The 24,220-nt window shown below is 58.8% G+C and carries 28 protein-coding genes; 4 read left to right on the plus strand and 24 right to left on the minus strand.

Going from position 1 to position 24,220, the window contains the following annotated elements; all coding sequences use genetic code 11:
- Positions 1-6: 6 nt before the first annotated feature.
- The 20 genes from PCAR_RS14420 to fabG all read right to left on the minus strand — a co-directional run bounded on the left by PCAR_RS14420 (position 7) and on the right by fabG (position 17,992).
- Positions 7-1,248, minus strand: coding sequence for an AMP-binding protein (locus PCAR_RS14420; RefSeq protein WP_081425093.1), 1,242 nt, complete (start codon positions 1,246-1,248; stop codon positions 7-9).
- On the minus strand, positions 1,215-2,024 hold the full coding sequence (locus tag PCAR_RS14425) for a beta-ketoacyl synthase chain length factor (protein WP_011342428.1): 810 nt from the start codon (positions 2,022-2,024) through the stop codon (positions 1,215-1,217). Before PCAR_RS14425 ends, PCAR_RS14420 begins: the two co-directional genes overlap by 34 nt.
- Positions 2,021-3,208: a beta-ketoacyl-[acyl-carrier-protein] synthase family protein gene (locus PCAR_RS14430; RefSeq protein WP_011342429.1), complete on the minus strand. Its 1,188-nt coding sequence runs from the start codon at positions 3,206-3,208 to the stop codon at positions 2,021-2,023. The genes PCAR_RS14425 and PCAR_RS14430 overlap by 4 nt, the downstream gene beginning before the upstream one ends.
- A gap of 1 nt (position 3,209) precedes the next feature.
- On the minus strand, positions 3,210-3,461 hold the full coding sequence (locus PCAR_RS14435) for a phosphopantetheine-binding protein (protein ID WP_011342430.1): 252 nt from the start codon (positions 3,459-3,461) through the stop codon (positions 3,210-3,212).
- A 2-nt stretch (positions 3,462-3,463) separates the two neighbouring features.
- Positions 3,464-4,375 (minus strand): lysophospholipid acyltransferase family protein, encoded by a 912-nt coding sequence (locus tag PCAR_RS14440; protein ID WP_011342431.1) that lies wholly within the window; start codon positions 4,373-4,375, stop codon positions 3,464-3,466.
- Complete coding sequence (locus PCAR_RS14445) at positions 4,368-5,537, minus strand: DUF2062 domain-containing protein (RefSeq protein WP_011342432.1); 1,170 nt, start codon at positions 5,535-5,537, stop codon at positions 4,368-4,370. The genes PCAR_RS14440 and PCAR_RS14445 overlap by 8 nt, the downstream gene beginning before the upstream one ends.
- A gap of 83 nt (positions 5,538-5,620) precedes the next feature.
- Entirely contained in the window at positions 5,621-6,070 is a 450-nt protein-coding gene (locus PCAR_RS14450; protein WP_011342433.1) for an acyl-CoA thioesterase, read from the minus strand.
- Positions 6,067-6,465, minus strand: coding sequence for a (3R)-hydroxyacyl-ACP dehydratase (locus tag PCAR_RS14455; protein WP_011342434.1), 399 nt, complete (start codon positions 6,463-6,465; stop codon positions 6,067-6,069). The genes PCAR_RS14450 and PCAR_RS14455 overlap by 4 nt, the downstream gene beginning before the upstream one ends.
- Positions 6,446-7,126, minus strand: a complete 681-nt coding sequence (locus tag PCAR_RS14460) for a DUF3261 domain-containing protein (protein ID WP_011342435.1) — start codon at positions 7,124-7,126, stop codon at positions 6,446-6,448. The genes PCAR_RS14455 and PCAR_RS14460 overlap by 20 nt, the downstream gene beginning before the upstream one ends.
- Positions 7,123-9,471, minus strand: coding sequence for an MMPL family transporter (locus PCAR_RS14465; protein ID WP_011342436.1), 2,349 nt, complete (start codon positions 9,469-9,471; stop codon positions 7,123-7,125). Before PCAR_RS14465 ends, PCAR_RS14460 begins: the two co-directional genes overlap by 4 nt.
- Positions 9,468-10,088, minus strand: a complete 621-nt coding sequence (locus PCAR_RS14470) for an outer membrane lipoprotein carrier protein LolA (protein WP_011342437.1) — start codon at positions 10,086-10,088, stop codon at positions 9,468-9,470. The genes PCAR_RS14465 and PCAR_RS14470 overlap by 4 nt, the downstream gene beginning before the upstream one ends.
- Entirely contained in the window at positions 10,085-10,531 is a 447-nt protein-coding gene (locus PCAR_RS14475) for a (3R)-hydroxyacyl-ACP dehydratase (RefSeq protein ID WP_011342438.1), read from the minus strand. Before PCAR_RS14475 ends, PCAR_RS14470 begins: the two co-directional genes overlap by 4 nt.
- Positions 10,532-10,625: 94 nt before the next feature.
- Positions 10,626-11,660, minus strand: a complete 1,035-nt coding sequence (locus PCAR_RS14480; RefSeq protein WP_011342439.1) for a radical SAM/SPASM domain-containing protein — start codon at positions 11,658-11,660, stop codon at positions 10,626-10,628.
- A gap of 2 nt (positions 11,661-11,662) precedes the next feature.
- Positions 11,663-12,103, minus strand: coding sequence for a hypothetical protein (locus PCAR_RS18070; protein ID WP_011342440.1), 441 nt, complete (start codon positions 12,101-12,103; stop codon positions 11,663-11,665).
- Between the two features lie 102 nt (positions 12,104-12,205).
- Positions 12,206-12,937: a lysophospholipid acyltransferase family protein gene (locus PCAR_RS14490; RefSeq protein WP_011342441.1), complete on the minus strand. Its 732-nt coding sequence runs from the start codon at positions 12,935-12,937 to the stop codon at positions 12,206-12,208.
- A 41-nt stretch (positions 12,938-12,978) separates the two neighbouring features.
- On the minus strand, positions 12,979-13,239 hold the full coding sequence (locus PCAR_RS14495) for a phosphopantetheine-binding protein (protein ID WP_011342442.1): 261 nt from the start codon (positions 13,237-13,239) through the stop codon (positions 12,979-12,981).
- The gene (locus PCAR_RS14500) at positions 13,236-14,465 is read right to left on the minus strand and encodes a beta-ketoacyl-[acyl-carrier-protein] synthase family protein (RefSeq protein ID WP_011342443.1); all 1,230 of its coding nucleotides are present in this window, start codon (positions 14,463-14,465) and stop codon (positions 13,236-13,238) included. The genes PCAR_RS14495 and PCAR_RS14500 overlap by 4 nt, the downstream gene beginning before the upstream one ends.
- Positions 14,441-15,928 (minus strand): phytoene desaturase family protein, encoded by a 1,488-nt coding sequence (locus PCAR_RS14505; RefSeq protein WP_011342444.1) that lies wholly within the window; start codon positions 15,926-15,928, stop codon positions 14,441-14,443. Before PCAR_RS14505 ends, PCAR_RS14500 begins: the two co-directional genes overlap by 25 nt.
- Entirely contained in the window at positions 15,925-17,139 is a 1,215-nt protein-coding gene (locus PCAR_RS14510; RefSeq protein WP_011342445.1) for a beta-ketoacyl-[acyl-carrier-protein] synthase family protein, read from the minus strand. The genes PCAR_RS14505 and PCAR_RS14510 overlap by 4 nt, the downstream gene beginning before the upstream one ends.
- A gap of 109 nt (positions 17,140-17,248) precedes the next feature.
- Positions 17,249-17,992, minus strand: a complete 744-nt coding sequence (gene fabG / locus PCAR_RS14515; protein WP_011342446.1) for a 3-oxoacyl-ACP reductase FabG — start codon at positions 17,990-17,992, stop codon at positions 17,249-17,251.
- 378 nt (positions 17,993-18,370) lie between these two features.
- Between fabG and PCAR_RS14520 the strand changes: the two genes are divergently transcribed.
- The 4 genes from PCAR_RS14520 (at position 18,371) to PCAR_RS14535 (ending at position 20,587) form a co-directional block, all read left to right on the plus strand.
- Complete coding sequence (locus PCAR_RS14520; RefSeq protein WP_011342447.1) at positions 18,371-18,601, plus strand: DUF1653 domain-containing protein; 231 nt, start codon at positions 18,371-18,373, stop codon at positions 18,599-18,601.
- Positions 18,602-18,733: 132 nt separating this feature from the next.
- Positions 18,734-19,198, plus strand: a complete 465-nt coding sequence (locus tag PCAR_RS14525; RefSeq protein ID WP_011342448.1) for an FKBP-type peptidyl-prolyl cis-trans isomerase — start codon at positions 18,734-18,736, stop codon at positions 19,196-19,198.
- Between the two features lie 321 nt (positions 19,199-19,519).
- Positions 19,520-19,963: a MarR family winged helix-turn-helix transcriptional regulator gene (locus PCAR_RS14530; RefSeq protein ID WP_011342449.1), complete on the plus strand. Its 444-nt coding sequence runs from the start codon at positions 19,520-19,522 to the stop codon at positions 19,961-19,963.
- A gap of 42 nt (positions 19,964-20,005) precedes the next feature.
- On the plus strand, positions 20,006-20,587 hold the full coding sequence (locus PCAR_RS14535; protein WP_011342450.1) for a class I SAM-dependent methyltransferase: 582 nt from the start codon (positions 20,006-20,008) through the stop codon (positions 20,585-20,587).
- A gap of 166 nt (positions 20,588-20,753) precedes the next feature.
- Here the strand turns inward: PCAR_RS14535 and rpsA are convergent, their stop codons facing one another.
- Genes rpsA through PCAR_RS18075 form a run of 4 tightly spaced genes read right to left on the minus strand, consistent with a single transcriptional unit; the run spans position 20,754 to position 24,152 of the window.
- Positions 20,754-21,953, minus strand: coding sequence for a 30S ribosomal protein S1 (gene rpsA / locus PCAR_RS14540; RefSeq protein ID WP_011342451.1), 1,200 nt, complete (start codon positions 21,951-21,953; stop codon positions 20,754-20,756).
- A gap of 42 nt (positions 21,954-21,995) precedes the next feature.
- Complete coding sequence (locus PCAR_RS14545) at positions 21,996-22,496, minus strand: NUDIX domain-containing protein (protein WP_011342452.1); 501 nt, start codon at positions 22,494-22,496, stop codon at positions 21,996-21,998.
- 30 nt (positions 22,497-22,526) lie between these two features.
- Entirely contained in the window at positions 22,527-23,555 is a 1,029-nt protein-coding gene (locus tag PCAR_RS14550; protein WP_011342453.1) for an LOG family protein, read from the minus strand.
- Positions 23,556-23,612: 57 nt separating this feature from the next.
- Entirely contained in the window at positions 23,613-24,152 is a 540-nt protein-coding gene (locus PCAR_RS18075; RefSeq protein WP_011342454.1) for a hypothetical protein, read from the minus strand.
- Positions 24,153-24,220: the final 68 nt, after the last annotated feature.

Raw genomic sequence — 24,220 nt, forward strand, 5'->3', positions numbered from 1 at the left:
GCCGGGTTACCAGTCGGCCAGCTTGCCCATCCCCTGGGTCGGGAGTTGGGTGCCGAAGGTGAAGCTGCGGGGCTGCTCCACGCTTTTGAGCCGCTGCCTGCACCAGTCGATCAAAGCGCTGCGCAAGGTGGCATCTGCCTGGCGAGGATCGACAGGCACCACAAAAGCCTTGAGACGATCGCCTTCCTCGGGACGCATCAACCGCACGACGCAGTCCTCAACCGCGGGGTGCTGTTTGAGGCAGGACACGACGTATTGGGGATAGACATTGATGCCGGCCACCTGCACCGCCTGATCACGGCGGCGCAAAGGACGAAACGTGCGTTCGTCCAGCCACTGCACCTCATCGGGGAGCATCACCGGCTCGGCCATAAGTCCATTGAGCTGATGGCGGATGAGGGCATCGGGACTCGTCTGTTGCAGAGCGACCGGCTGCCAGAAGCGGAACAGACTGTAGGCATCGGACTGATCCCAACGATAGCCGACGCCGCTGGTCTCCGACGATCCGTAAACCTCCATCATCGCGTCAAGCCCCTGCTGCCGCAATTGCTCAATGATCTGCGGCGGACACGGACCGGTGGAGGTCACCCCCCGCACCCCGGTCGGAAACCGCAGGCCCAACGATGCAAGGCCTTTCCAGAATGCGGGAAAGGCGATCAGCAAATCCCCCTCGCGCAGAAACTCGGATAATCCGGCACCGGGAAAAGGCGGCAGCAACTCGGTCGGAACCCCCAATTGGGCAGGCAACAGCACCGAGAACAGAAATCCGTAAATATGGTGCTGGGGTACGACACTGACCAGTCGCCGCCGGTCTTGCGTCAGCCTTCCCAGCTCGCCCACCTCCTGCCACAACACCGATAGCGGTTGCGGGCAGGCGGTCGGTTCTCCGGTCGAGCCGGAACTGTGGAAAGTGACATCGGCCACCCCCAGCGCGCCACCGGCCACCAGACACTCCAGCCACTCTTCACAACTCATCTGCGGCGTCAACGCACCGGCAAGACCGGCACAGCCGAACATCCCGGCAAAACGGACCGCAATCTCGACCAGCTCCTGATCCGTACCTGCCGGGAGAATCTGCGCCAGCGGCGCACGGGTATCTTCGGCCAGTCGCTTTTCGGCGGCCCAATCGTTTTTATTCCACACCAGAGAGCGCAGTATGCTGTGCAGCACGCGGCGCAAGACCAGCTTATCGAGGTTCATGTCATGCGCCGCCATCATAGCGATGGTCCCAGGGTTATGGCACTCCATGCGCCGTCGGGCTCTTCGGCTACCAGCGGCTGAGCAAAGGTACCGTTCAGCAGTGCCACGGCAAGGGCAAAGGCCTGGCCGGCGGGCAGTTCGAACGGCAGAGGGGGCTGCGCTGCCGGAGCGGCCAGGTTGCCCATGGCCACGTCTGTAATCAGGCCGTAACGGCCCGACTCTGCCGCGGACAGGGCCAGGAACACGGCACCTTCGCCGGTAGTCAACGGACAATCCGCCTGGCGAGCCGCTTCGGCCAGCAGCGGATGGTATTCATCAACCGCGCCAACCAGCACCCGATCCACGCGGGATTCGGCCAGCCAGCACCAGGCCGTCAGCAGGGCCGAGGCCCAGGACATGGCAAACTCGTTGACGGTCAGACAGGGGCCGGTGTACCCGGACATAATGGAAATAGTCGAGGCCGCCACATTGTGAATGGAGGTGGAAAAAGCCGTCGGGGAAGCCAGCTTGGCGCCGAATTCATGCATGGAATCGAGAAAATCGAAGGTCGTGGCGACCGGGCCGTGACCCGTCGCCAGAATCAGCCCCACGCGTTCCTTGGAGACGCCGCTCAAACCGCCATCCTCCACGGCCAGGGTCGCCCCCAATAACGCCAAACGGCAAAAATGGGAAACCCGCCGCAGCTCACGCTTGCTGAAAAACCGCGCCAGCTCGGTCACATCGGCCTGCTCCGGCAGGGCCGCTACGGTCTGCGCCGCCTGCAGGGCCTCGCTTCCAAGTCCGAAAGGCCCGACCAGTCCCAAACCATCGATGGCAAGCCTCATGCCTGTTCTCCTCGTCCGAATACCAGTACCGCATTATTGCCGCCAAACCCGAGGGACTGCGTTAATCCGTAGTTGGCCGCCACCGGAGTCTGGACCTGCACCGGGGTCACCTGCAGGGCCGGATCCGGCTGTTCGCAGCCGATGCTGGCAGGGAGCTTGCCATCGCGCAAAGCCGCCACGGTGAACACCGCTTCGATGGCCCCGGCAGCGCCGAGAGTATGGCCGGTAAAACCTTTGGTCGCCACCACCGGCGTATGCGGAAAGAGTTGCGACAGAACCTTCGACTCGGCCTGATCGTTATTGGGGGTCGCCGTGCCGTGGGCATTGATAAAACCGACCTGCCCCGCATCGATGCCGGCCTGCGCCAGAGCTTGCTCCGTGGCGCGTCGCAGACTGCTGCCCTCAGGGTGCGGCGCGGTCAGGTGATGCGCATCGGCGGCATTGCCGAAGCCCGCCGCCACCGCCAACACCGCGGCACCGCGCTGATCGGCGTGACTGCGCCGTTCCAGCACCAGCATGCCGGCACCTTCGCCGAGATTCAGCCCTTTGCGGCGTGCGTCGAAAGGTCGGCACGGCTGACTGTCATAGATCATCAGGCGAATAAAACCGTTATACGGGACCATGCTCAGCTCGTCGGTGCCACCGGCCAGCACCACATCGCACAAACCCTGCTGCAGCCACGACATGGCGATCCCCACTGCGTCGCTGCCGGAGGAACAGGCGTTGACCACAGTCTGCACCGGTCCGTTCAAGTCCAGAATACGTGCCAGCCCCAGCCCCGGATTGCTGTGTCGCCACAAGCTTACTTCAGCAGAATCGCCGCTCTGGCCGGCTTTGTGGCGGGCATAATAGTCGAGCAGGTTGAGGGATGCACCGGTCGAGGTGCCAAGACAGACTCCGACACGCTTACCGGCCAGCAGATCCGGCGTAAGGCCCGCCTGCTGAAGGGCTTCACGGGCCGCCACCACGGCCATGGCCAGCGAACGATTGGTCCGGGCGTCAACCGACAGATCGATAGATGCCGGCAGCTCAAACACCGGATAGACCACGTCATGATCGCAGCGCATTCTGGTCGGGGCACCGGGCACACGTCGGCCGGCATACATGCTCTGCATGATTTCCGGCAGGGTGCCGCCGGCGCCGCACAGGCAACCGAGCCCGGTTATACAAACAGTGCCCGTCATATCAACCCCGGCGTTGCTCTATGAAGGCCGCCAGCGCATCGATGGAGACAAACGCCTCCCGGCCCTCTTCCATATCCTTGACCTCGACGCCAAAATGCTTTTGCAGCAACACGACAAGCTCCACCGCATCGAGGGAATCAAGTCCCAGGCCTTCACCGAACAAGGGCTCATCGTCCTCGATCTCCTCGGGAGTCATATCCTCCAGATTCAGATCGGCAACAATGGCCTGCTTAAGCTCTTCCTTAAGCGACATCTTTACTCCTTTACCCACATATCGAAAAAGTTGAAAAACTGATAAGGCTTCTGCCAGGCCATGCGCTCGAGGGCGCCGGCATAACGCTGCACCCAGGGGCGCAGGGCCGCGGGGCTTTTGCCCAAATCGGGCGGCAACTCGAAACAATCGGCAAAATGAACCTTGGCCAGGCCCGGTCCCTGCCGTTCGATCAAGGTTACGGCAACCGGAGCCCCGGCCGCCGAAGCGATGGAAAAAATCGAAAAGGGCATCTTCACCTTGCCGCCCATAAAATCGACCGCCACGCTATTCGCATCGCCATCCACCACCCGGTCGCCCATAATGCAGACGATTTCGTTGCGCTTCAGCGCTGCCAGCATGTCAAGGGTCCCACCGAAAGGCCCGCTGGGATCAATGAGATGGACGGCGGCGCCACCGGAGCGGTGTTCGAAATAGTGTTTATCCACATCGCCGGCGCCTTTTTGCAGTACGATATTCACCGGTCGGTCGATGGCTTCCAGTCCGGCCATGCCGGTCTGCCAACAGCCGAAGTGGGCGTTGAGCATCACCACCCCCCGGCCGCGGTCCAGCATTTTGCGCAGGTTGTCCATATCCTCAGCCGCTACCGTCACCTCGCCGCGGCCCAGCACCCCGAGCATGGCGCGATCCAGCAGCACTTTACCGAAGGACAAGGTCAACTGGAAGCTCTGCCAGAAGCGCACCGGCCATATCTTCCGGCCAAATCGGCGGGTCAGAAAATATCCAGCATTGCGCCGCATCGACGGTCGCAGATTGTACCAGAACACCACCAGATGCAGTAGCCCGTAAGCCGGCCAGGGCCCGGCCAGACGCAGCAGAGCATAAAAAATCTGGTGCTGAAAGCGATTGCCGAGGCTTTTGCTCGACCAGGCTGATTTTGCCGCAGGACTACTCATGCCCCACTCCAGATTTGAGGCTGCGCCGCACCAGGCAGGCCAGGCCGTACAACGGGCCGGCCACCAGCAATGCCAGCACCGGCGCCATCACCACCGAACCGAGAATATAATCCCCCAACCGCTGCAGCACCTGATGGCCGAGGGTCTCCATGGAGATTTCGGTCAAAAACCGTCCATGCCGCATAAAGTAGCCGGCCTCGATACACAGTGCCGGCACCAGCGGCGGCATGCACAGCTGGCTCACGGCCAGGGCGCAGATCCGGTTAAGGCGCAGGTAACCGGCGGAGAACAAAATGCTGATGGAGTGCAGGCCGATAAGCGGCAGGGTACCCAGCGCCATACCCAACATGCCCGACAGGGCCAGCTCGCGAGGCGTGGCATTGTCCGCCAGCAACAGCCGCAAGGAACGTAACGGATGGATCACACTCACCCTGCCCTCGCCGTCGACGGCAAATTTACGATGCGGTACCGGCAACATGGAGCGGGTGGTAAGCCGCGTATTGAGCAAACTGATGCGGACGTTGTCCCGCAGCTTGTCAAAATGCGACACGCGCTTATCCGGCTCCGGGTAGTAAACCGAAATATCGATATCGCGCAGCGGAAATCCGGCCCAGGCGGCCTTCACCAGCACTTCAACCTCGAAGGCGTAGCCTGCTTCGCCCAACGTCAGCTGTTGCAGCACCTGCACCGGGTAGGCGCGAAAACCGCTCTGCACATCGCTGACATCGCAGCCGGTCTGCACCCGCAACCAAAAGCGGGAAAACTTGCGCCCGAAGCGGGAGCTGCCCGGAATATTGGGGCCGCTGAAATCCCTGGCGCCGACCACGATCGCCGTCGGCTCCGCATGGATCTGCGGGAGAAACCGGGGGATGTCGGCGGGATCGTGCTGCCCATCGGCATCCAGGGTAATGATGTGCGTCATGCCCTGCTCGCGGGCAAAAGCCGCGGCGCTGAGAATGGCCGCACCCTTACCGCGATTGGCACTGTGGCGAACGATCTCGCACGCCAGCCCGGCCAGATTATCGGCGCCGCCATCGGTACTGCCGTCATCCACCACCAGCACATGGGGATGGACCTCGAGAGCCTGAGCGACCACCTGGCGCAGGGTAGCGCCGTGATTGAAAACCGGCACCACGACCAGCGGCTTGCACACGGCGGTCATAGCGACAACTCCCAGACTTGTCCAGGGGCGCCCTGGGACCGATACGAACCGGCCATTCTGCTTGGTATCTGCGGCAAAATCATTTATTTACTCCGCCAGCTTTCCAGAAACGCCACGTAAAAATCGGGCGGGAAGACCAGCAATTCACGATGCTCATCAACCATCAGCTGCACCGAATAACCGCGTGTCAGCACATCTCCTGCAGCATCGGTGATACAAAATTCATAATTGAGCCGCGCCGCCTCCGTCCAGTGCAGACGCGCCTCGATGGCATAGGTTTCGCCATAGATCAGCGGCTGGGCGTAATCGACATGAAACTGTTTGATCGGGGTGGTGATGCCGTACTTGTAAAAATCCAGATAACCGATCCCGAAATGGTCGCCATGGGCGACACGGGCATCCTCGAAATAGCTCGCGTAACGTCCGTGCCAGACAATGCCGAGGGGATCGACCTCCTCAAAACGCACCCGGCGTTCAACGCTATGACACAATGGAGACGGTCCGTTTTTTTGCGGAAAATAAGGCTTCCTCATTCTTCGCCCCCTCCCTGTCGCACGGCCTCGGATGGTGACAGAACAAGCCGGAACTGCGAAGCCACACCCGATGCGGAACTTATGGCAATCCTGCAGCGCAGACCATCGTCTTGCTCCTGCATGCAACAAACCTCGATCGTTTCAAGAGGCCGCAACGGTTGCAGAAACTTGGCTTTGAGCACCTGCACAATCGTCAGGGCCTTGCCTGCGGCAGTCTCGGCCAGCTGTAACCCCATCAGGATCTGGACCACCGCCGGCACCACCGGGTTATCGGGAAAGTGCCCCTCGAAACCGGCAAACGACACCGGTAGCAGATAGCTCTGATGCCAGCCATCGGCATGTTTAACGGCTGGCGCAACGATATTCGAAGCAAGTTCAGTGCGTAATTGGCTCATGGTTGACCATTTTTCTTTGCGGGTTCCATTCCATCGTCAGTCTATCCCTCCGGCAGATGTCAGCATACTCGAGGCGCCCGGGCACCTGATAGCCTCCCGTCTGCCGATAATCGGCGAAAGTGGCACGCCACAGAGGTTGGCGGGCGCGGTATTCTTTGCCAAGCAACACCCCGGTATCCGGATCAAATCCGCTGCGCAGGCAAACATCATGGCTGCAGCGACTCAACAGGGTCTGCGCATCGAGCGTCACGCCGTCATGCACCCCGGGGAGATAACCGAGCAACATTCGGCGTACGGCGGAAGCGACCCGCTCGCGCATACGCGATATCCCGAAATGCGGCAGCGATGTATGCACCGACGTCTGCTCCGGGGTCAGACTGATATCGAACAACCGCGCCCCCAGATCGGACAGGGCCACAAGCCGGGCCTGCCTCTGCCGGGTGTCGATCATCAGCACCCCCTGAAAGGTAACCAGCTGGCCGTCCCACTCCAGCACCGCGCTGTAGCGCCCCTGGAACAGATGGCCACTGTTCCCCCAGAAGCTTCCCGCCAACGCTTCGGAGCGGGGTGTTGCCGCGGCGACACCGGGAGGATCGAGGGACGGCGCGGTACATCCGCACAACAATACCAGCAGTGCTGTGAGCAGCAATGCATATTTCATGTGGTCCGCCTGTACAGGGCCGGTAGCAGCAACAAGGCCACCGGGATAGCCATCCCGACCCCGACCAACACGGTGCAGCCCAGGGTGTGCAACCCGGGATGGCGTGCCAAGACCAGCGCGCCGAATCCGGCCACGGTGGTAAGCCCCGACACCAGTACCGCTCGTGAGGTACCGAGGTCTGCGCCGGAGCGCAACTTACACACCATGAAAATACCGTAGTCGGCGCCGAGTCCGATAACCAGCGGCAGAGCCACGACGTTGAACAGGTTGAAGGAACCACCGCTCAACCGCATCAGCACCAACACCGCCACGATACCGCTCAGCAGAGGCACCATCGCCAGCAGGGTGAATTCCATCCGACGAAAAAACAACAGCAACAACAGAAACATGCAGCTGCAGGCCACGCAAATAAAGAGGATAAAATCCTTGCTGATGCCCCGCCCCAGCATGCGCCCAAGAGCCTGATTGGAGACCAGGATCACCCCTTGGGGCAAGGCCCCGGAGGCTGCCATCCGTTGCACTTCCGGGGTGTCGGGCAGCAAAGTCAGGACGTACTGCCTGGCATCGTGGGCCACATGCAACAATCCGTTCAGCCCTGCCACGCCGGCCCGATCAAAAATATCCGCATCCAGCAACGCTGGCGACTCGCTCAAAAACCGTAAAAAGGGCGCAAAGGCCTGCGCTGAAAATCCGTACCCGGCAGCGGCAACGGGCAACTCCGAAGCAATGGCGCTGCCATGTTTGGCAATAAATCTGGCCCAGCGCTCCCGGTTGACACGCTGCACCTCAGGCGGCGGCCACAAAGGATCGAGAGACACCACCCCGCTGTGCGGCAGCTGTTTGGCCAGCACTTCGGCCAGCTGGTGGTTGCGCTCCAGAGCCTGATCAAGGGTCGCGCCTTCCGCGAACAGCACCGCCGAATCCCTGGCCCCGCCCCAGTTCCGGCGGATGCGCTGTTCGGCCTGTTGCAATTCTTCGGGAAACATACCGACAGAGCGTAACTGACGATCGATCCCCACTCCGGAGCCCGCCCAGATGCCGAGCCCGAGTACCGCTATCACCAACGCTGCCAACGGCAAGTTCCAGCGACAGGCACCGGCTTGCAACGGCGCGCTGCTGCGCACAACAGCAGGGCGCACCAGATGCGGCAAGACCAGCAAGGCCAGCGCCAGACCGCTAATCAGTCCCACCAGCGCAAACACCGCCAACTGCCGGATGCCACTGATATCCGAGGTCAGCAGCGCGGCAAAAGCGCCCATGGAGGTTGCGGCGCCATAGAGCACAGGCCGAGCCACGCGGGCCACCGCCTGCCCGGGAGAGCCATCGGCATGACGCAGGGCAAACCAGACGTGCAACGCGAAATCGACGGTGATGCCGAGCAACACCGCACCGAATCCGAGGGTAATGCCGGATACCGCATCGTAACACCCGGCCAGTACCGCACCGGCGATCACCAGCACGGCGCCCGGCAACAAGGCCATCCACAGCACATCGCGCGAGCGGATAAAAACCATGAAGATCAGCAGCAATCCCAAGCCGGAGGCGGCAAACACCCGCCTAAGATCGCTCTTTATGGTACCCGCGTTGGCCAACGCATAGCGATGGCCACTGAGAACCGTAGCGTCCATCCCCACCGGCAGACTCTGCAATGCGGCATCGACCTCTTTCATCAAGGTCTCGGATTGACCGGCATCGGTCACCGACACGTCGGTTTTCAGCATCATCAACAGGCTGCGGCCATCGGGCTTGAGCAGAAAACCGTCCCGCACCTGTGCTCCGCCAAAAACCTGCAAACGGTTCCATTTGGCCAGCAGTATTTCCAAAAATCCCAGCGGGTCGGCCTGAATGAAGCGTTTGGCAAGCATGCCATTCATGCCCAGCAAGGTTGTATAATTGCCGGCCATGCGCTGCGCCATCGCCTCGGGCGTAACCCGTGCTTTCAAAGCAGCCATATCATCGGCATCGACCAGCGCCGGCAGCAGGCGCATCAGCTTGCCAGGAGCGGGAATGGTCTGACTGTCCGGCAGCACCGGCGAAAAATGCGGAGGTTGCAGTCTGGCGGCCACCGTCTTTGCCACCGCAAGTAACGCCTCGCCCCCACCAGCATCGCTGCTGGCCTGCAGCTCAATAAACACCGTGCGGGCAAACGGCGTCATGTCCATCAGGGCCAGGCTGCGCTGCAAGCTCCCCGAGTCGGGCAACATGATGCCGACATCGTCACGAACCTGCAACTTGAACATGATCGCACCGCACAGCACCAGCAACGCCAGACACAGCAGGTACATCCTCTTACGATGCCGTGCCAGCCAGGCGTAGCATGTCTGGATTCCCCGAACCGGAGTCATGGCAGAAACAACGCCTCATCCAGCGCACGATCGATCTTGCTGTCGGAAAACCGCAAAAGGGTCTTATCGCCGCCGGTTTCGAAAATGGCGACTTCGGTTACGGTCCGTGCCGAAGCAGAGAAGGTCACCTTCAGATGGTCCACAAACTGCCGGGCTCCCATCCCGCGGGGGGTCAGCAATAAAGAAACCGGCTGCACTGCGGCAATCTCGATATCATAGGCGCGCTGCAGTTTGTCCAGATCCAGTTCGGTCCAGACCAGCAACTGTTCGGCTGCGATACGCAATTCAAGGTTGTCTTCGAGCTGAAAATGCTGGTCCTGCTTCACCAGACTGTTCCAGCGACGCCCCTTATCGCCGTCGATAACAAACCCCATGCGTACCGGCGTCTCGTATTCCCAGCGCAACTTCCCGGGGCGCTGAAAGGAAAAAGTCCCGTGCGATTCAAGCGCCTCGGAAAACATGCTCAGGTGTTTTTCCTGTACGAAGGAACTCTGAATGGTTTGCACGGAGCCGGCAGTGGTTTTCAGGCGCTGCAGTACCGTATCCAGCTCCGTGGCGTTGGCAAAGCCGGCCGACAGGCACAGCAACAGAAGCATGAGGCTCGCCCCCAGTTTCATGTCAGGTCTCCTTCGGGGATATAAACCTTGAGCTTGGCCCTGGCGAGAACGTTCTCACCGTGGCTTACGTCACCGGCAATGACCGCAAATCCATCCAGAACCCCGACGGTGCGAACCGTTACGATAAGGGTATCGCCGGCCTTGGCCCGCCCCAGCACGTCGAGCTGGCGAATCGCGACCAGGTAGCCTGCGCGCGGCTGCAAACCGAGGGCTTTCAGTTCATAACCCCGATAAGCCGCGTAGGCCTGCGCCACCAGTTCGGCGTAAATCACGTTTTCCAGTCCACCGTCCGCAGCTGCCACCAGCAGGCCGTCAGCCGGCAGGCAGGCGCTGACGACCGCGCTTTCTTCGTCCAGGGACAGCAGTTGATCGACCATGCGCATGCGGCCTTCATGGGGCACCAGTCCGGCCGTATCGACAGGCAAGGCAAGCGGTTCGGTCATCGATTCTGCTCCTCCTGGTTAGTTTTCATCCGGAAACAGCCCTTTTTCCCATATGAAAACGTCACTGTGTCCATCCAACACTTCCGAATGGACACTAGTTAGTACAACGCCAGCACAACGGATCTTGCGCCAGATAGTCGCCGGTCGCCTGAAAGGCCATGCCCCGGCAACCGTAGCAATCGGCAGCCAGATCGCAGTCGCGGCAGGCGCCCTTGATGTGTTCACCGGCATGGCGCAACAGCTGCATGTCCCGGCTGGTCGCAAGGATCTCGGCCAGCGGCTGTCTGCGGATATTACCGACCGGCAGATTGATACCGGGACAGGGCAGGATATCCCCCGTCACCGTTACGGTACAGGAATAGGCGTGGCGATTGCAGCTGAGTCCCGCCACCGGAGGGTGCGGTTCCCAATGAATCCCGTACTGCGTTTTATCGATGGCGGCCAGCGTCTCGAACAGTCCCTGCATCTCCGCCACCGAAACCTCCAACTCCGGATGCCGACGGGCGCGCCCCTGCCAGGTCATCAATTCGACATACGGAATGATGTGGCGATCACGCAGCCAGCGCCACATGTCCGGCAATTCGTCGATATTCTGCCGGCAGACAACGGTCTGCGCCCCGAGCGGCAAGCCTTCTGCCGGATACCCGGCCTGCATCAACAGCTCCAGGCCGCGGCGGATGTCGGCGTAGGCACCCTGGCGGCCGGCCAGGAAATCCTGCACCTGCTGCCGCCTGCTGTTCATCTTGACCACCGGCGCCACCCCGAGCCGGACGAACTCCTGCGCCAGTTCGGCAGTGATCTGGGTACCGTTGGTAAACAGATCGATACCGATACCATGCTGCGCCAGATACTGCATGATCTCGACGACGTGGGGATACATCAGCGGTTCACCGCCGCCCAGCACCACCACCCGCCGGATACCGAGCGCCATGGCCTGCTCCAGCACCGCGTAGATTTCGGACAGGGCCAGTTCGTCCGCCAGCGCCGTGCCGGAATCGGCATAGCAGTAAAGGCAGCGCAAATCGCACTGACGGCTAAGCTCCAGTTCCAGGGACAACAACTGTCCCCGGTCGCGGGCCCGGGCAATATCGGCGGGGGCGAAGTTCGCCCCCCAGTAGCGATCTTTCATGCTTATCGACCAACGGTTCCCGGCTGGTTGGCGGAAGCGTTGAAATAGAGCGGAACATTGCTCTGAATGTCGTTGCGCAGATAGGTCACCCAGGTGTTGTAGCGTCCATGAATGGTGTTATTGGAAGCATTGTAGTTGAGGTTTTCACTGCTGCGGTATTTGATGGAAAACTTCTTCCGGTCGAAATGAATGTCGACCGACGCCACATGATGACGGATCCGCAGAAGGCCTACAATATGGCCGGGAGACACGGTTTCCATCACCCAATGCCGGCGAGCCCCCACTTCCTTGATCACTCTGTCGATGGTCGCCAGGGAAGGCCCGGTCTTACCCGACAGGGAATAATACTGATCGGTGAAGTTGACCAGATACTTGCTGGTGCAACCGATCAGGCCGGCACTCAGAAAACACACAGCGACTAACAACAAAAGCCCTTTTTTCATTTCATGTTCCTCCCTTGGATTATAAAAAGCTCTTTGCCTGTCAAAACCACCGCACAGATGCGCGGCATCCCTTCATAACAACCAACCCTAAAACGATTTCCCCTACGACTCCAAGGCCTCGACCATCAGCGCCTTGACATGTTTGCGCATGGCCACGTGCGGCAGGGGATGCGAGATAAAATCGGCCGGATGGACAACTCCGAGGCCATGCATCTCCATGCTGGCCGGTTTCAGCAACCAGGATCCGGCCGGCAACAATCGATCCGTACCACGCATGGCCAGCGGTACCACCGGAACATTATTGTCCACCGCGATCTTGAAGGCACCGGAATAAAAACGGCCCAGCCGTCCGTTGCGGCTGCGATGCCCTTCGGGAAAACACAGAATGCTGCCGCCCTGTTCGAGGATGCGGCTGCACTGCCGGGCCAGCTTTTCAGGATCCGCCTGTTCGCTGTTGATATAGTCGGCCAGATGCATGAAGGGGGCGTAAAACAGAATCTTGAACGGCCAGCTGCGTACCACGATGGAAAAATTGGATACCGGCAGCGCCCCCATGCAGTAGACATCGAAAAAGGACAAATGATTCGCCACAAAGATGCAAGGCACCGGCACATCTTTACGATGCAGGCCGGTTACCCGCAGTCTGGCGATCGGTCGCACCAGAAAAATCCAGCCCCGTCCGTATAACCATATAAACAGACGCGTAACACGACTCATGGGCCAACCGCTGAAAAGTTTCCAGAGCAGCAAAAGGGGCCAGGCTGACACCGTGAACAGCAGGGTCCAGACCAGCATCACCAGGTAGCCGTACAGATTTACCAGCAATAGTTTCATCTCAATCCGCCCGGGCAACAACGGGAAAACGGCCTGCGCTTTCAGGCCCCGGCCAGTTCGGCTTTTTTGGCAATCAAAAACCGGTACAGATCATCAAGCGTGCGAATCTCCCGGATCGCCTCGCTGTCGCGCAATTTGATACCGAAGGTCTGCTCCAGCACAATAACCATATCGACCGCGTCCAGGCTGTCGAGATCGAGGTCGTCATCGAAACGGGCTTCAGGTACCATCTCGGACAGTTCCAGCTCGAACTCTTCGGCCAGCGCGGCATTGGCGGCTGCTATAATTTCCTGATCGGTCATACGTAGCTCCTTATGACAAGCACGGAATTCACTCCGCCCAGGGCGAAGCTGTTTTTGATAATCGTTTTAATGCCGTGAGGTTGCACGACATCGGGCAGATTGATTTTGCCGCACGCCGTATCCGGCGCGTGCAGATTCAACGTCGGCAGCACCTGCCCTTCGCGCATCATGCACATGGAAGCGATGAGTTCCAGAGCGCCGCTGGCCGCCATGGTATGCCCCATGTGCCCTTTTAAGCTGCTGACCGGCGGACGGTCGCCGAACAGTGCTTCGATGGCCCGCCCTTCAGCAATATCGCCCAGCAGCGTCCCGGTGGCGTGGGCATTGACGTAATCGATATCCTCGGCACCAACCCCGGCGTCCGCCATGGCCAGCCGCATGCAGGCCTGAATACTGTCACTATCCGGATTGACGATATTGGTCGGAGACACGTTGCTGGCAAAGCCGATAATTTCCGCCAGGATCGGCGCGCCGCGCTGCTGGGCATGCTCCAGCGACTCCAGTACGATCAAGCCCGCCCCCTCGGCACAGACGATCCCGTCCCGCTCCGTATCGAAGGGCCGGCTGGCCGCTTCGGGACGGTGGTTGGCGCCGTTGGAGGCCGCATTCATAATGTCAAAGGTGGCTGAGGTCAAGGCGCTGAATTCGTCCGCGCCGCCGCAAAGCATGACATCCTGCCGACCCCAGGCTACGTTTTCCCACCCCAGCCCCACAGCCTGGGTGCCGGTGGAACAGGCGGCCGCAGGGGCCAGCACCCGGCCGGTAACGCCGAGGGCCTGAGCCAGGTTGGCGGCGATCGAGTGCCCCATGACTTTGAAAAAAGTCGTGGAACGCACCTGCTCAAGGCTTCGCTCGCGCAGAAATTCTTCGAAAAACTCTTCAATGGCATCGACACTGCCGACGGTGGAGCCCACCGATATGCCGAACCGTCCTCCGGTCAGCAGATCATCACCGACAGCCGCCTGCGTCAGGGCTTCATGCGCGGCAAGCCAGGCGAACTGGGACATGCGCGACATGGAGCGTCGGTCCTTGCGCGGAATCCGGCGCATGTTCAGCGGCGGAACGACGCCGGCCACTTTGGTGGTCAAGCCGATGATATCCTCGGCGCCCTGCAACGGACCGACCGCAGAGCAACCTGAGGTCAACCCCTGCCAGAGGGACTCGGTACCGGCTCCATAGGGAGAGACGGCACCTACGCCGGTTATGACAACGCGTTTTGACTGCACTGACGCAACTCCTTCCGCAGAGGCTCCAATCCCACCACCAGACTGCAAGCCACCATCGCCGATACCACAGCCCCCAGCACCCCCGGCAGCAATATCGACTGCCCGGCCAGCAGCAACCCACGGATCTTGGTCATCGGCAACAGGGGAAACTGTTCCACCGTATGACGCATTCCATACAGGCTGCCTTGCGGACTGGCGGCCCAATCACGCATGGTCAAAGGCGTAGCCGCTTCGACGACCTGCAGCGATGCGCCCAGTTCCGGACAGGCCGTGCGGATGCGATCCAGCATGACCTCGGCCATCCGCTGCTTATATTCGCCATAGGCTTTGGGGCGACTGCCGGTCACCGACTGGCACCATGGTTCATAATCGGAAAACGGTGCCATGCCAAGCGCGGTGATTGCCTGGCGACCATCGGGCAAACGTTCACCGCCTGCCAGATAAATGGTTTCGCTGCCTTCCGCGAGCAACCCTGCCGGACTTGTTGCCGGGGTCAGAAACACATTGCGCCGATCGAACAGCGATACGGACTCCGGCACCACCCCGAACAGCATAAAGGCAGAGGGTGTTTCAGGGTATTCGCTCAGACGTTTGTAAAAACTGGGCCGCAACGATCCCGGCGCCAGCACATCTTTCAGATGAGAAGGATGACCGGTAAACAGGCATTGCGAGGTTGGGAATTGCCGTCCATCGGACAATACCACCCCCGTAACCGCACGATCATGCGTGGTTATGGAAGTCACCGGGCTGCCGCACAACACATCGACGCCGGCGCCGGCAAGTTCACGTTCGAACGCCGCCACCAGAGCTCCGCCACCGCCTTTAAGCCCGTGCACGGAGGAAAAATAGGAACCGGCGACCAGGGCGTGGTTGGCAAACGACGACTCGCGAGGAGCGACACCATACAGCAGACAAGGCAGAGCCAGTGCCGTCTGCAATAGCTCGTCATCGGTGATCTCCGCCAACCGGCGCGCCAAAGTCGGCCCGTCGGTAAAGGACAGCATCTCCTCAGGGGTCACGGACTGCTGCAGATTGAGAAATGCGGAACTGGAAAAGATCCTTTGGACCTCCGCCAGATAACTGCCCACATGGGCTTCCTGTCCCGGAAAAGCCTGGCCCAGCCGGCCTTCAAACAGTTCCGGTCCGTAGGGCATGGCCACATCCCGGCCCAAAGTTTCGAAACGGCACAGATCAAACCCCTCGGGACGGAACGCAACGGGGCTCAGATGACGTGCCAGCCCCATAAAACGGAAAAAGGTATCCAGGATTTCTCCGTTTCCGAGTCCGCCGACGTAGTGAAACCCGGTATCAAAGTGCACGCCATTACGTTGAAAACCACGCAGTACCGGACCCAGGCGGCGATCCCCTTCCACCAGCAGAACTTTGCGGCCGAAGCGTGCCAGGGTTATGGCAGCACTCATACCGGCGCATCCCCCACCGGCTACCACAACATCGTATTTCATGCCCCGAATCCCAGCACCAATGACGCATTGCTGCCGCCAAACCCGGCCGAATTGCACAACACGCGCTTCGGTGATTGCTCGCGCACCGTCTTGAGAATATTCAGCTTTTCGGTTTGGCTGTCGGGAGCCTCGAAATTTATGGTCGGCGCCATGAATCCATGGGCAGCCATCAGCGTTGAGTAGACCACCTGGGAAGCTCCGGACATCCAGAACTCGTGTCCGGTCATCGCTTTGATGGCACCGACAGGAGGCGTCTGCTCACCGAAAACGCGCAGAATATTGGCCGCTTCCGCCGCATCCCCGAGTGGGGTGGACGTAGCATGGGCATTGAGGTAATCGATCTCACCCGGCTGCACTCCGGCATGGTCAAGCGCCATGCTCATGGCACGGGAAAGGCCCTCTGAACTGGGCACCGAGATATTCTCCCCATCGGATGAAAACCCGTAGCCTAAAATTTCACCCAGAATAGTTGCCCCTCTTTTTTGGGCAGCTTCATAGGATTCCAGCACCAGAGCTGCAGCGCCCCCGCTCGGCACCAACCCGTCGCGACCGGCGTCGAAGGGACGACTGGCCTTATGCGGATCGCCGGCGGTTGAAAAAGCCCCCAGGGCATCGAAACTGCAGATCGACTGCCAATTGATCTCCTGGGCGCCGCCGCAGATGATGCGCTCCTGTCGCCCCAGGGCGATAAGATCGCTGGCCAGGCCGACGGCGTGACCGCCGCTGGAACAAGCTGAACTGATGGTCAGACTGACCCCTTTGGTTTTCAGAAGGGTGTTGAGGTTCATCGTGATGGTCGAGGTCAGGCCGCGAAAGATATGTCCGCTACCGATGAGACAGGTTTCGCCCCTGTCACGCAGCAAATCGACCTGTTCGACCGCAGATAGCGCGCTGGAATCGCAACCGAAAACCAAACCGTTGCGATCATTACGCACCTCGGAGGCATCCAATCCGGCATGCTGCAGGGCATCCATGGCCGCCGCGCAGGCCTGCATGGCGAAATCCGGCATGGTCTTGCGCTGTTTGCGATTGAACCGAGCCTTGGCATCGAAATCAACTTTGCCCGTCAAGCCGCTGGCGAAGCCAAGTGCCAGCCGCTCCTCGTCCAGCACCACACCGGAACGGCCCTCATACAGGGCTTTGGCTACGGTATCGGGATCATTTCCCAGGCAGGAAATAATTCCGATGCCGGTTATGACAACTCTCTGCATAGAACCCATTGATCACCCCAAACGAATAAATACGCTGGGGGCAAACCCTCCACAGCAAATACAAAAAAATGCGTCCAACGATACAAACAAACCTTTTGTTACATGCACCCTACATATAAACGCCGCCATTTACGGAGAAAACCTGCCCGGTAATGTAACTGGCTTCTTCCGAACACAGAAACCTGACCATGGATGCGACTTCCGCCGCCTTCCCCATGCGTCCCAGGGGGATAAGGGACTTAAGATCCTTGATGGGAATATCCTGTGTCATTTCCGTATCGATGAAACCGGGAGCCACCGCGTTGACCAGAATATTACGCCGCGCCACTTCCTTGGCCAGCGAACGGGTCGCTCCGATCAATCCGGCCTTGGCCGCTGAATAGTTGGTCTGCCCCGGAACACCGGTCTGACCGGATGTGGAAGCGACGTTCACAATATACCCTTGGCGCTGACGAAGCATAAGCGGCATCACGCACTTGGTGACGTGGAAAAAACCGCCCAGATGCACCGACAGCACGTCAGACCAATCGGCTTCGGACATCCACATCATAAGCCCGTCGCGAGCGAACCCGGCATTATTGACCAGCGCCAGGGGGATCGTTTTCTCCAACAGAGGATCCAGGGCTGCCGTGACCGCTTCGGAACAGGACACGTCGAAAGGCAGCAGCAGGCAATCGGCACCTGCGCTTCTGACAGCATCCGCGGTCTTTTCGGCGGCCGCATGATCGCTACGATAATTTATCCATAAATCGTAACCGGCCTCTGCAAGAGCCACGGCAATAGCGGCGCCGATCCCTTTGCCAGCTCCGGTCACCAGGGCTACGGGACGCGTGGAGTCCGAAGTTACGGTCATGTCATTCTCCTAAAATTCCGGGGTAAAGGCAGGCATAGCTTTCGACAATTCAACGCACATATTTTTTGGCAAAGACAATTGTCGTCCATGCTAAGCCGCTGAGTATAACGAAACAATTCTTTTGATGCCAGAATTTATTGTTATAAAACATTCATCTTACGTATTTATAAACGACTTCCATTCCCTCCGAAACAGGCCACAGCAGCCCGCAGCAGGTTGGAGGCCACGAAGCCAGGCATAATCTTCTCCTATCGTCTGACCGACATCATAAGTTCACATCTTTTTCCCTTTTGAACCAGAAACTTATCGGAAGCTGACCCGGATTCTGTTAATATCACCGAAACCTCCCATTTGTCGCCAGGAAAGAACGAGCAAACCATGGATCTCAAAAAAGGCATCTATCGGCATTTCAAAGGCCAGCTTTACGAAGTGCTGGAAACCGCCCGGCACTGCGATACCGAGGAATGGTTCGTGGTCTATCGGGCTCTTTACGGCGAGATGGGGGTATGGCTGCGTCCGCTGGAGAATTTCTGCGAAACCGTGGAGCGCGAGGGCAAAAGCCTGCCCCGTTTCGTCTACGTTGGCACGCCATCGACGGTTTCCACCTGACAAGGGGCATGCACAAATCCATGCCCCTGTTTCCGACAGCACCTGCTGCCAACGACAGCATTTGGCTCTTCGGCTGCAAGGCCGCAGGGAAAGACTCGAACACCAACACCCCGTAGAGGGAAGGATTAATTCATGGCACAAGCAAAAAAGGGCGATCGCGTCAAAATCAGATTTACCGGAAAACTTGAAGACGGTACCGTCTTCGATTCCACCGCCAGCGACAACCAATGCGGTTGTGACGATTGCGACTGCGAAGAAAAGCCCTTGGAACTGGTTATCGGCGACGCGGAATTCTTTATTCCGGTCGAAGAGGCCCTGGTCTCCATGGCGCCCGGCGATAAAAAAACCGTCAACGTCCCTTCCGACGACGCCTTTGGCGATTACGACGGTGAATACGTTTTCACCATCGAGCGCACCCAGCTGCCCAAGGACTTGCAGCCTGAAGTCGGCATGGAACTGGAGTTGACCGACGAAGACGATCAAAGCGTGGTGGTCACCGTCGTCGAGGTCACCGACAAGACTTTGACCTTCGACGCCAACCACCCTTTGGCCGGTGAAAATCTGATTTTCGACATCGAACTGGTCGAAATCGTTTAAAGGCACAATAATCCCGACGGGTGCTGGCACGGGAATCACTTCACGTGTTGGCCGGTCTACAAAAACAAGAACCTCCCTTGTTCTCAGGGGAGGTTTTTGTTTTATGGTTTGCTTAGTTTTATCGCAGCCTGATCAGGGCTCTGTCCGACAGACTCCAGATATGACTGACCAACCTTAAATACTCTGCTCATCAATCCGGGAGGAAACAAAGACGGCCCAACCGATGGGAAACCAAGGGAGGATTCGCGCGCAAAATTTGGCCTTGCCATAATAGTTAAGCCGCTGTACTATTTTGCCATGAATCAGAAGGAAAAACAGATCATGGAAAGAATCCGGCAACTACAGCAGCTCGCGCATAAATTGGCGCGTGTCGAGGATCTGCCCATCGAGGTCGATAAGGAGCTGGCAATCTCAACCCGGGAGGCACATACCATACAAGCAATCGGAGAGCAGGCCGCCCTTTGCGTAAAAGATATTGCCACTCGGTTCGGGGTGACGAAAAGTGCTGCATCCCAGATGGTATCCAAGCTAGCCCGTAAAGGATTTATCGACAAGCAACTGTCGGCGCACAGCAATAAGGAATTACGAATCTCTCTCACGCCACTGGGATGGCAGGCTTTTAGAGCCCATGAGCAGGCGCATGCCAAAGACCTGAGTCGTATTGTCGAGCGCATGCAAAGCTTTTCGGCGGGAGATATAGCGACCCTGGAAGAGCTATTGCACATATTCGATGATGTTGCGGACGAACGCCTGACCGAAGAGTGATTATTTAAACAAAAGGTTAAGCCACTTAACCACGGAGCAATTATGAGCCAAAGCAAATGCGACCATGGGCACAAGCACCGAGGAAAATCATCGGAACATTTGGTAGAAAAAGAAAAGATCATCGCCAACCTTTCGATCCAGCCTGGACAAAAAGTTTTGGATGCGGGGTGCGGTAACGGGTACATGGCTAAAGAATTTGCCAGGCAGGTAGGAAGTTCGGGCAGGGTGTATGCTCTGGACCCGGATGCATGTTCCATCCGCCGGTTGAAGGAGGAAATTCAAGGAACCGTCATTGAGCCATTTGTCGACGATATTACGAAACAGACGAAATTGGCACCCGACTCCATCGATCTGATCTATCTATCGACCGTCCTCCATGGGTTTACAGCTGCGCAAATGCAAGATTTTGTCGTGGAAGTTAAACGCCTGCTGAAACCAGGAGGAATCCTTGCCATCGTTGAGATAAAGAAGGGGGAAACCCCATTCGGACCACCGCAGAACAAAAGATTGTCACCGGAAGAACTGGCAAATACCCTGGGTATGCGTTCGATTGGCCTGGTTGAGGTTGGGCAGCATTTCTATATGCAACGTTTCCGGATAAAAGATCTCCCTCCAACCTACTGAGGACTGGAGGGAGACTAACCGGACAAATGGAAATTCGACAGGTTAAGTTGCCCCGGAAGATGCTTGCCGGGGCCGTTATCGGTGAAACGCGCAGGCGGTGCCGTTTATTCCTGTTCGGCGCGCAGGGTTTTCCCGTCCCGCGAGCCACGGCTCCGGTAATACCGGCCTATTTACGCTTCTTACCCTTCTTTTCGAATTTCCCCTTGAGCAGATCCGCAAAAGTTCCCATGGAACCGCTTGTATCTTTTTCGACATACCGGGTCGGTGCGGCACTTTCGGCTCCGTCCGCGGCCGGCGCCAGAGAGATGCGGTGTTGCTCGCGATCGACCTGCTCGATGGTCACCAGCAATTGCTGGCCGACTTCCAGCACTTCGCGAGGATGGTTGATACGACGCCCGCCGCCCAGTTTGGAGATATGGATCAGTCCGTCCACACCTTCTTCCAGGGTCACGAAGGCACCGAAATTGGCCAGCCGTGCGACCGTTCCGGTATGGGTGGAGCCTTCCATATAAAGGGTCCCGACTTTGCTCCAGGGATCGGCCTGGGTATCGCGCAGGCTGAATGAAAAACGATCGGCCTGCCAGTCCAGCTTTTTGATAGCCAGCTCCAGCTCCTGGCCGACATGCAGCACATCTTCGATATTTTCCACGCGGCCATAGCTGATCTCGGAGATCGGCAGCAGTCCTTCGAGGCCACCGATATCGATAAATGCGCCGAAATCCCGCAGCGATGTAACGGTGCCCTTGACCACCATGCCCTCTTGCAGGGTTTCACGCAACGTTTCGCGCTGACGGGCACGCTCCTCCTCGAGAATCGCCCGGTGCGAAACCACCACGTTGCGGCCCTGCTCTCCGAACTGAATCACCTTGAAAGAGCGATTTTCACCGATAGCCGTCTCGGAGCTGTCATCACGGCGCAATCCGAGCTGGGAAAACGGACAGAAGGCCCGCACACCGCCCGCCAGGCGCACTTCGAAACCTCCCTTGACCTCTTTTTCCAGGCGTCCATCCACCGGGATACCGCTGCGCCAGGCTTCTTCGATCTGGGCCGCACCGGCCGAACCGCTGGCCAGACGCGTGGTAAAGCGAAGTTCACCACCGGCCCGGGAGAGGAAAAATACCTTGATGCGATCCCCCTGGGCGACGTTGAGTTGCCCCTCTTCGTCAGCCAGCTCGCGTCTATCGAGCACCCCCTCGCCCTTCTGACCTACATCCAGAAAAATCCACTGGTCGCCAATCTGCAGAACCGTCGCTTCCACCTGTTGCCCCGGCGCCAAAGGTTGGATACCGGCCAGACTCTGCTCCAGCATATCGGCAAAGTTTTCCTCTTCGTTGCTCTCTTCGAAATCGTGCTTGTCCTCAACCATGGGAACCTCTATTGCTGTGATGAAATGTGAATGTCGACGGCCTCAGCCCGGCTTGCCGTGGGCGTCGTTAAAAAAGGCCATACCCGCCTCGGCATGCAACTGAAAGGCCATGCCGCTCAGTGCGCAGCGCACTGCCCTTTCGGTGGTTTCGTCCGTAGGTTCGAAATCGGGCAGATCCGCTGCACGGCGCGGTGCGGCCAGGCCGAATATCAACAAGGTGCCATCCGGCGCGCTGCGTACGCGAAATTCCCGAATTTCTGCCGGATCCACCGCGACATGGGTTTCCTCCAGCACTTCGCGGGCGCCAGCTTCCTGCCAGGTTTCACCGAGGTTGACATAGCCGCCGGGAAAAGCCCATTTGCCCAGCCCGGGTTCGATCCCGCGGCGAATCTGCAACAGACCATCATCCACGGGAAGCAGCATCACCACCACCGGCAGGGGATTGAGAAAACTGGTCTGCCCACAGTGACTGCAGGTACGGGGCCAGGGTTGCCGATCGGAGAAAGGGTGACCGCAAAAAGAACAATGGGAATTCTTCATCATGGGACGCTCCTTTCCTGACATGCCGGCGACTCAAAAAGTATTCAGGCGCCGGATAAATGCCAACAACAATCCGTAACTGCGTCGATTGAATTCGAAGGTCAGACGCGGCAAAGGCAGCAAATCGGGCTGATCCTTTTCGGCGGGCAGCGGTCCGGCCAACTGCAGACGGCTTTCCGGCTCCTTGATTTCGGGAAACTCCGACTCCAGGATTTCGATCTGTTCACGCGAAAGAGGCTTGTTCAGCCGAATCACCAGGGTCTTGCCGACGAACCGCATGGAGTGGTAAACCCGGTAAAAGGCGTCGATGATGGCGACCGCCTCGGCAGGATCCCGGGTGATGGAAAACAAGCTGAAATCCTCACCGGAAATCAGATCCCGTTTAAGCAGAGGATCTTTCATAAAAGCGAGCACCCGTTCCCAATAATCACCCTGGTCGTCATCGATGAGCACCAGGGGAATGGGTGGATTTTTCCCGGTTTGTATCAGGGTCAGGGTTTCCATGGCCTCGTCAAGCGTACCGAACCCGCCGGGAAACAAGGCTACGGCCGCGGCTTCCTTGAGAAAAGCGACCTTGCGATTAAAGAAATATTTATAGGTGATGACATTGGGACTCTGGCTCATCACCGGATTGGTTTCCTGCTCGTGGGGCAGGCGGATATTAACGGCGAAGGAATTTTCCGCTCCGGCCCCCTCGTTTCCGGCTTGCATGATACCGCCACCGCCACCGGTAATCACCATGTAGCCCTTGTCGGCAAGCAAACGGGCAAACCGTACGCATTTTTCATAAATCGGGGAATCGCTGGTGGTGCGGGCAGAGCCGAATATGGTCACTTTTTTCCGACCCCGGTGCCCCCCGAAAAGGCGGCTGGTAAAACTCATTTCCTTCAGGGTGGTGCGCATCAGCTTGAGATCGGCCAGGTAGTCGATCTCCTGTCCTGCAGCAAGTGCGCTGAGAACCATTTCACGCGTTATGGCCGGATGATGAACGCCGGCAAGCCTGACCAGTTCCTCCACCAATTCGTCGACCCGACCGTTGTGTTGTTTAAAATGGATATCCATGAAACCCTTTCTCCCTCATCCAGAAGGCATCAGCCTTCAAGCTGCGCACGGCGTGCGTTATAGCGGCGCATCCAGAAGGGCCTGCCCCTGAAGGCGCTCAGCGCGAATCAACAGACCGCGCAGGCTCGAGCCGGCAAACAACGCATCGAATGCCAGGTATTGCCGTCGCAGCGCATCCTCCAGCAGCCGCGCCTGCCGCTGCTGCGGCTCCGACAGATTATGCCAGATCTCCTCGCATAAGAAAATCACGCAGTTGAACGGCCGTCGCGCAACCGGCAAACGGCATCCGGAAGGGCCCAGAAAGGGGCAGGGCCGGGAAAATTCGGGCAAAGGCGGCAATGTGCCTTCGATAAGATAGGCGAGCAGGTTGACCAAAGTGAAATGGTACGTACCGCATGCGCAGCAGGCCCCATTGCAGCGCGAACACGCGGCGGGGCCATCGGCGGCCAAAAACAGTGCATGCATACGCTGCTGGTCACGGGCAATTGCCGTGACCGCCTCTGTAATCCAGGCCCGGCGGGGGGAATCGAGGCGTTCGAGTTCCGCCGCGACAGCGGTTACGGTGCGTTGCCATAGCTGTTGTCGTTGTTGAATCATCCTGCTCCAAACAATAAGCGGCACGGAGCCGCTGGCCCGTGCCGCTTTCCGGCTGATGAATCATGAAT

It is taken from the genome of Syntrophotalea carbinolica DSM 2380 (assembly GCF_000012885.1).
In the GTDB taxonomy this organism is placed as follows: domain Bacteria; phylum Desulfobacterota; class Desulfuromonadia; order Desulfuromonadales; family Syntrophotaleaceae; genus Syntrophotalea; species Syntrophotalea carbinolica.

Excerpts from the sequence above, each read along its gene's own strand:
- PCAR_RS14420 (WP_081425093.1), bottom strand. The coding sequence starts at position 1,248 with ATGGAGTGCCATAACCCTGGGACCATCGCTATGATGGCGGCGCATGAC.
- PCAR_RS14425 (WP_011342428.1), bottom strand. The coding sequence starts at position 2,024 with ATGAGGCTTGCCATCGATGGTTTGGGACTGGTCGGGCCTTTCGGACTT.
- PCAR_RS14430 (WP_011342429.1), bottom strand. The coding sequence starts at position 3,208 with ATGACGGGCACTGTTTGTATAACCGGGCTCGGTTGCCTGTGCGGCGCC.
- PCAR_RS14435 (WP_011342430.1), bottom strand. The coding sequence starts at position 3,461 with ATGTCGCTTAAGGAAGAGCTTAAGCAGGCCATTGTTGCCGATCTGAAT.
- PCAR_RS14440 (WP_011342431.1), bottom strand. The coding sequence starts at position 4,375 with ATGAGTAGTCCTGCGGCAAAATCAGCCTGGTCGAGCAAAAGCCTCGGC.
- PCAR_RS14445 (WP_011342432.1), bottom strand. The coding sequence starts at position 5,537 with ATGACCGCCGTGTGCAAGCCGCTGGTCGTGGTGCCGGTTTTCAATCAC.
- PCAR_RS14450 (WP_011342433.1), bottom strand. The coding sequence starts at position 6,070 with ATGAGGAAGCCTTATTTTCCGCAAAAAAACGGACCGTCTCCATTGTGT.
- PCAR_RS14455 (WP_011342434.1), bottom strand. The coding sequence starts at position 6,465 with ATGAGCCAATTACGCACTGAACTTGCTTCGAATATCGTTGCGCCAGCC.
- PCAR_RS14460 (WP_011342435.1), bottom strand. The coding sequence starts at position 7,126 with ATGAAATATGCATTGCTGCTCACAGCACTGCTGGTATTGTTGTGCGGA.
- PCAR_RS14465 (WP_011342436.1), bottom strand. The coding sequence starts at position 9,471 with ATGACTCCGGTTCGGGGAATCCAGACATGCTACGCCTGGCTGGCACGG.
- PCAR_RS14470 (WP_011342437.1), bottom strand. The coding sequence starts at position 10,088 with ATGAAACTGGGGGCGAGCCTCATGCTTCTGTTGCTGTGCCTGTCGGCC.
- PCAR_RS14475 (WP_011342438.1), bottom strand. The coding sequence starts at position 10,531 with ATGACCGAACCGCTTGCCTTGCCTGTCGATACGGCCGGACTGGTGCCC.
- PCAR_RS14480 (WP_011342439.1), bottom strand. The coding sequence starts at position 11,660 with ATGAAAGATCGCTACTGGGGGGCGAACTTCGCCCCCGCCGATATTGCC.
- PCAR_RS18070 (WP_011342440.1), bottom strand. The coding sequence starts at position 12,103 with ATGAAAAAAGGGCTTTTGTTGTTAGTCGCTGTGTGTTTTCTGAGTGCC.
- PCAR_RS14490 (WP_011342441.1), bottom strand. The coding sequence starts at position 12,937 with ATGAAACTATTGCTGGTAAATCTGTACGGCTACCTGGTGATGCTGGTC.
- PCAR_RS14495 (WP_011342442.1), bottom strand. The coding sequence starts at position 13,239 with ATGACCGATCAGGAAATTATAGCAGCCGCCAATGCCGCGCTGGCCGAA.
- PCAR_RS14505 (WP_011342444.1), bottom strand. The coding sequence starts at position 15,928 with ATGAAATACGATGTTGTGGTAGCCGGTGGGGGATGCGCCGGTATGAGT.
- PCAR_RS14510 (WP_011342445.1), bottom strand. The coding sequence starts at position 17,139 with ATGCAGAGAGTTGTCATAACCGGCATCGGAATTATTTCCTGCCTGGGA.
- fabG (WP_011342446.1), bottom strand. The coding sequence starts at position 17,992 with ATGACCGTAACTTCGGACTCCACGCGTCCCGTAGCCCTGGTGACCGGA.
- PCAR_RS14520 (WP_011342447.1), top strand. The coding sequence starts at position 18,371 with ATGGATCTCAAAAAAGGCATCTATCGGCATTTCAAAGGCCAGCTTTAC.
- PCAR_RS14525 (WP_011342448.1), top strand. The coding sequence starts at position 18,734 with ATGGCACAAGCAAAAAAGGGCGATCGCGTCAAAATCAGATTTACCGGA.
- PCAR_RS14530 (WP_011342449.1), top strand. The coding sequence starts at position 19,520 with ATGGAAAGAATCCGGCAACTACAGCAGCTCGCGCATAAATTGGCGCGT.
- PCAR_RS14535 (WP_011342450.1), top strand. The coding sequence starts at position 20,006 with ATGAGCCAAAGCAAATGCGACCATGGGCACAAGCACCGAGGAAAATCA.
- rpsA (WP_011342451.1), bottom strand. The coding sequence starts at position 21,953 with ATGGTTGAGGACAAGCACGATTTCGAAGAGAGCAACGAAGAGGAAAAC.
- PCAR_RS14545 (WP_011342452.1), bottom strand. The coding sequence starts at position 22,496 with ATGATGAAGAATTCCCATTGTTCTTTTTGCGGTCACCCTTTCTCCGAT.
- PCAR_RS14550 (WP_011342453.1), bottom strand. The coding sequence starts at position 23,555 with ATGGATATCCATTTTAAACAACACAACGGTCGGGTCGACGAATTGGTG.
- PCAR_RS18075 (WP_011342454.1), bottom strand. The coding sequence starts at position 24,152 with ATGATTCAACAACGACAACAGCTATGGCAACGCACCGTAACCGCTGTC.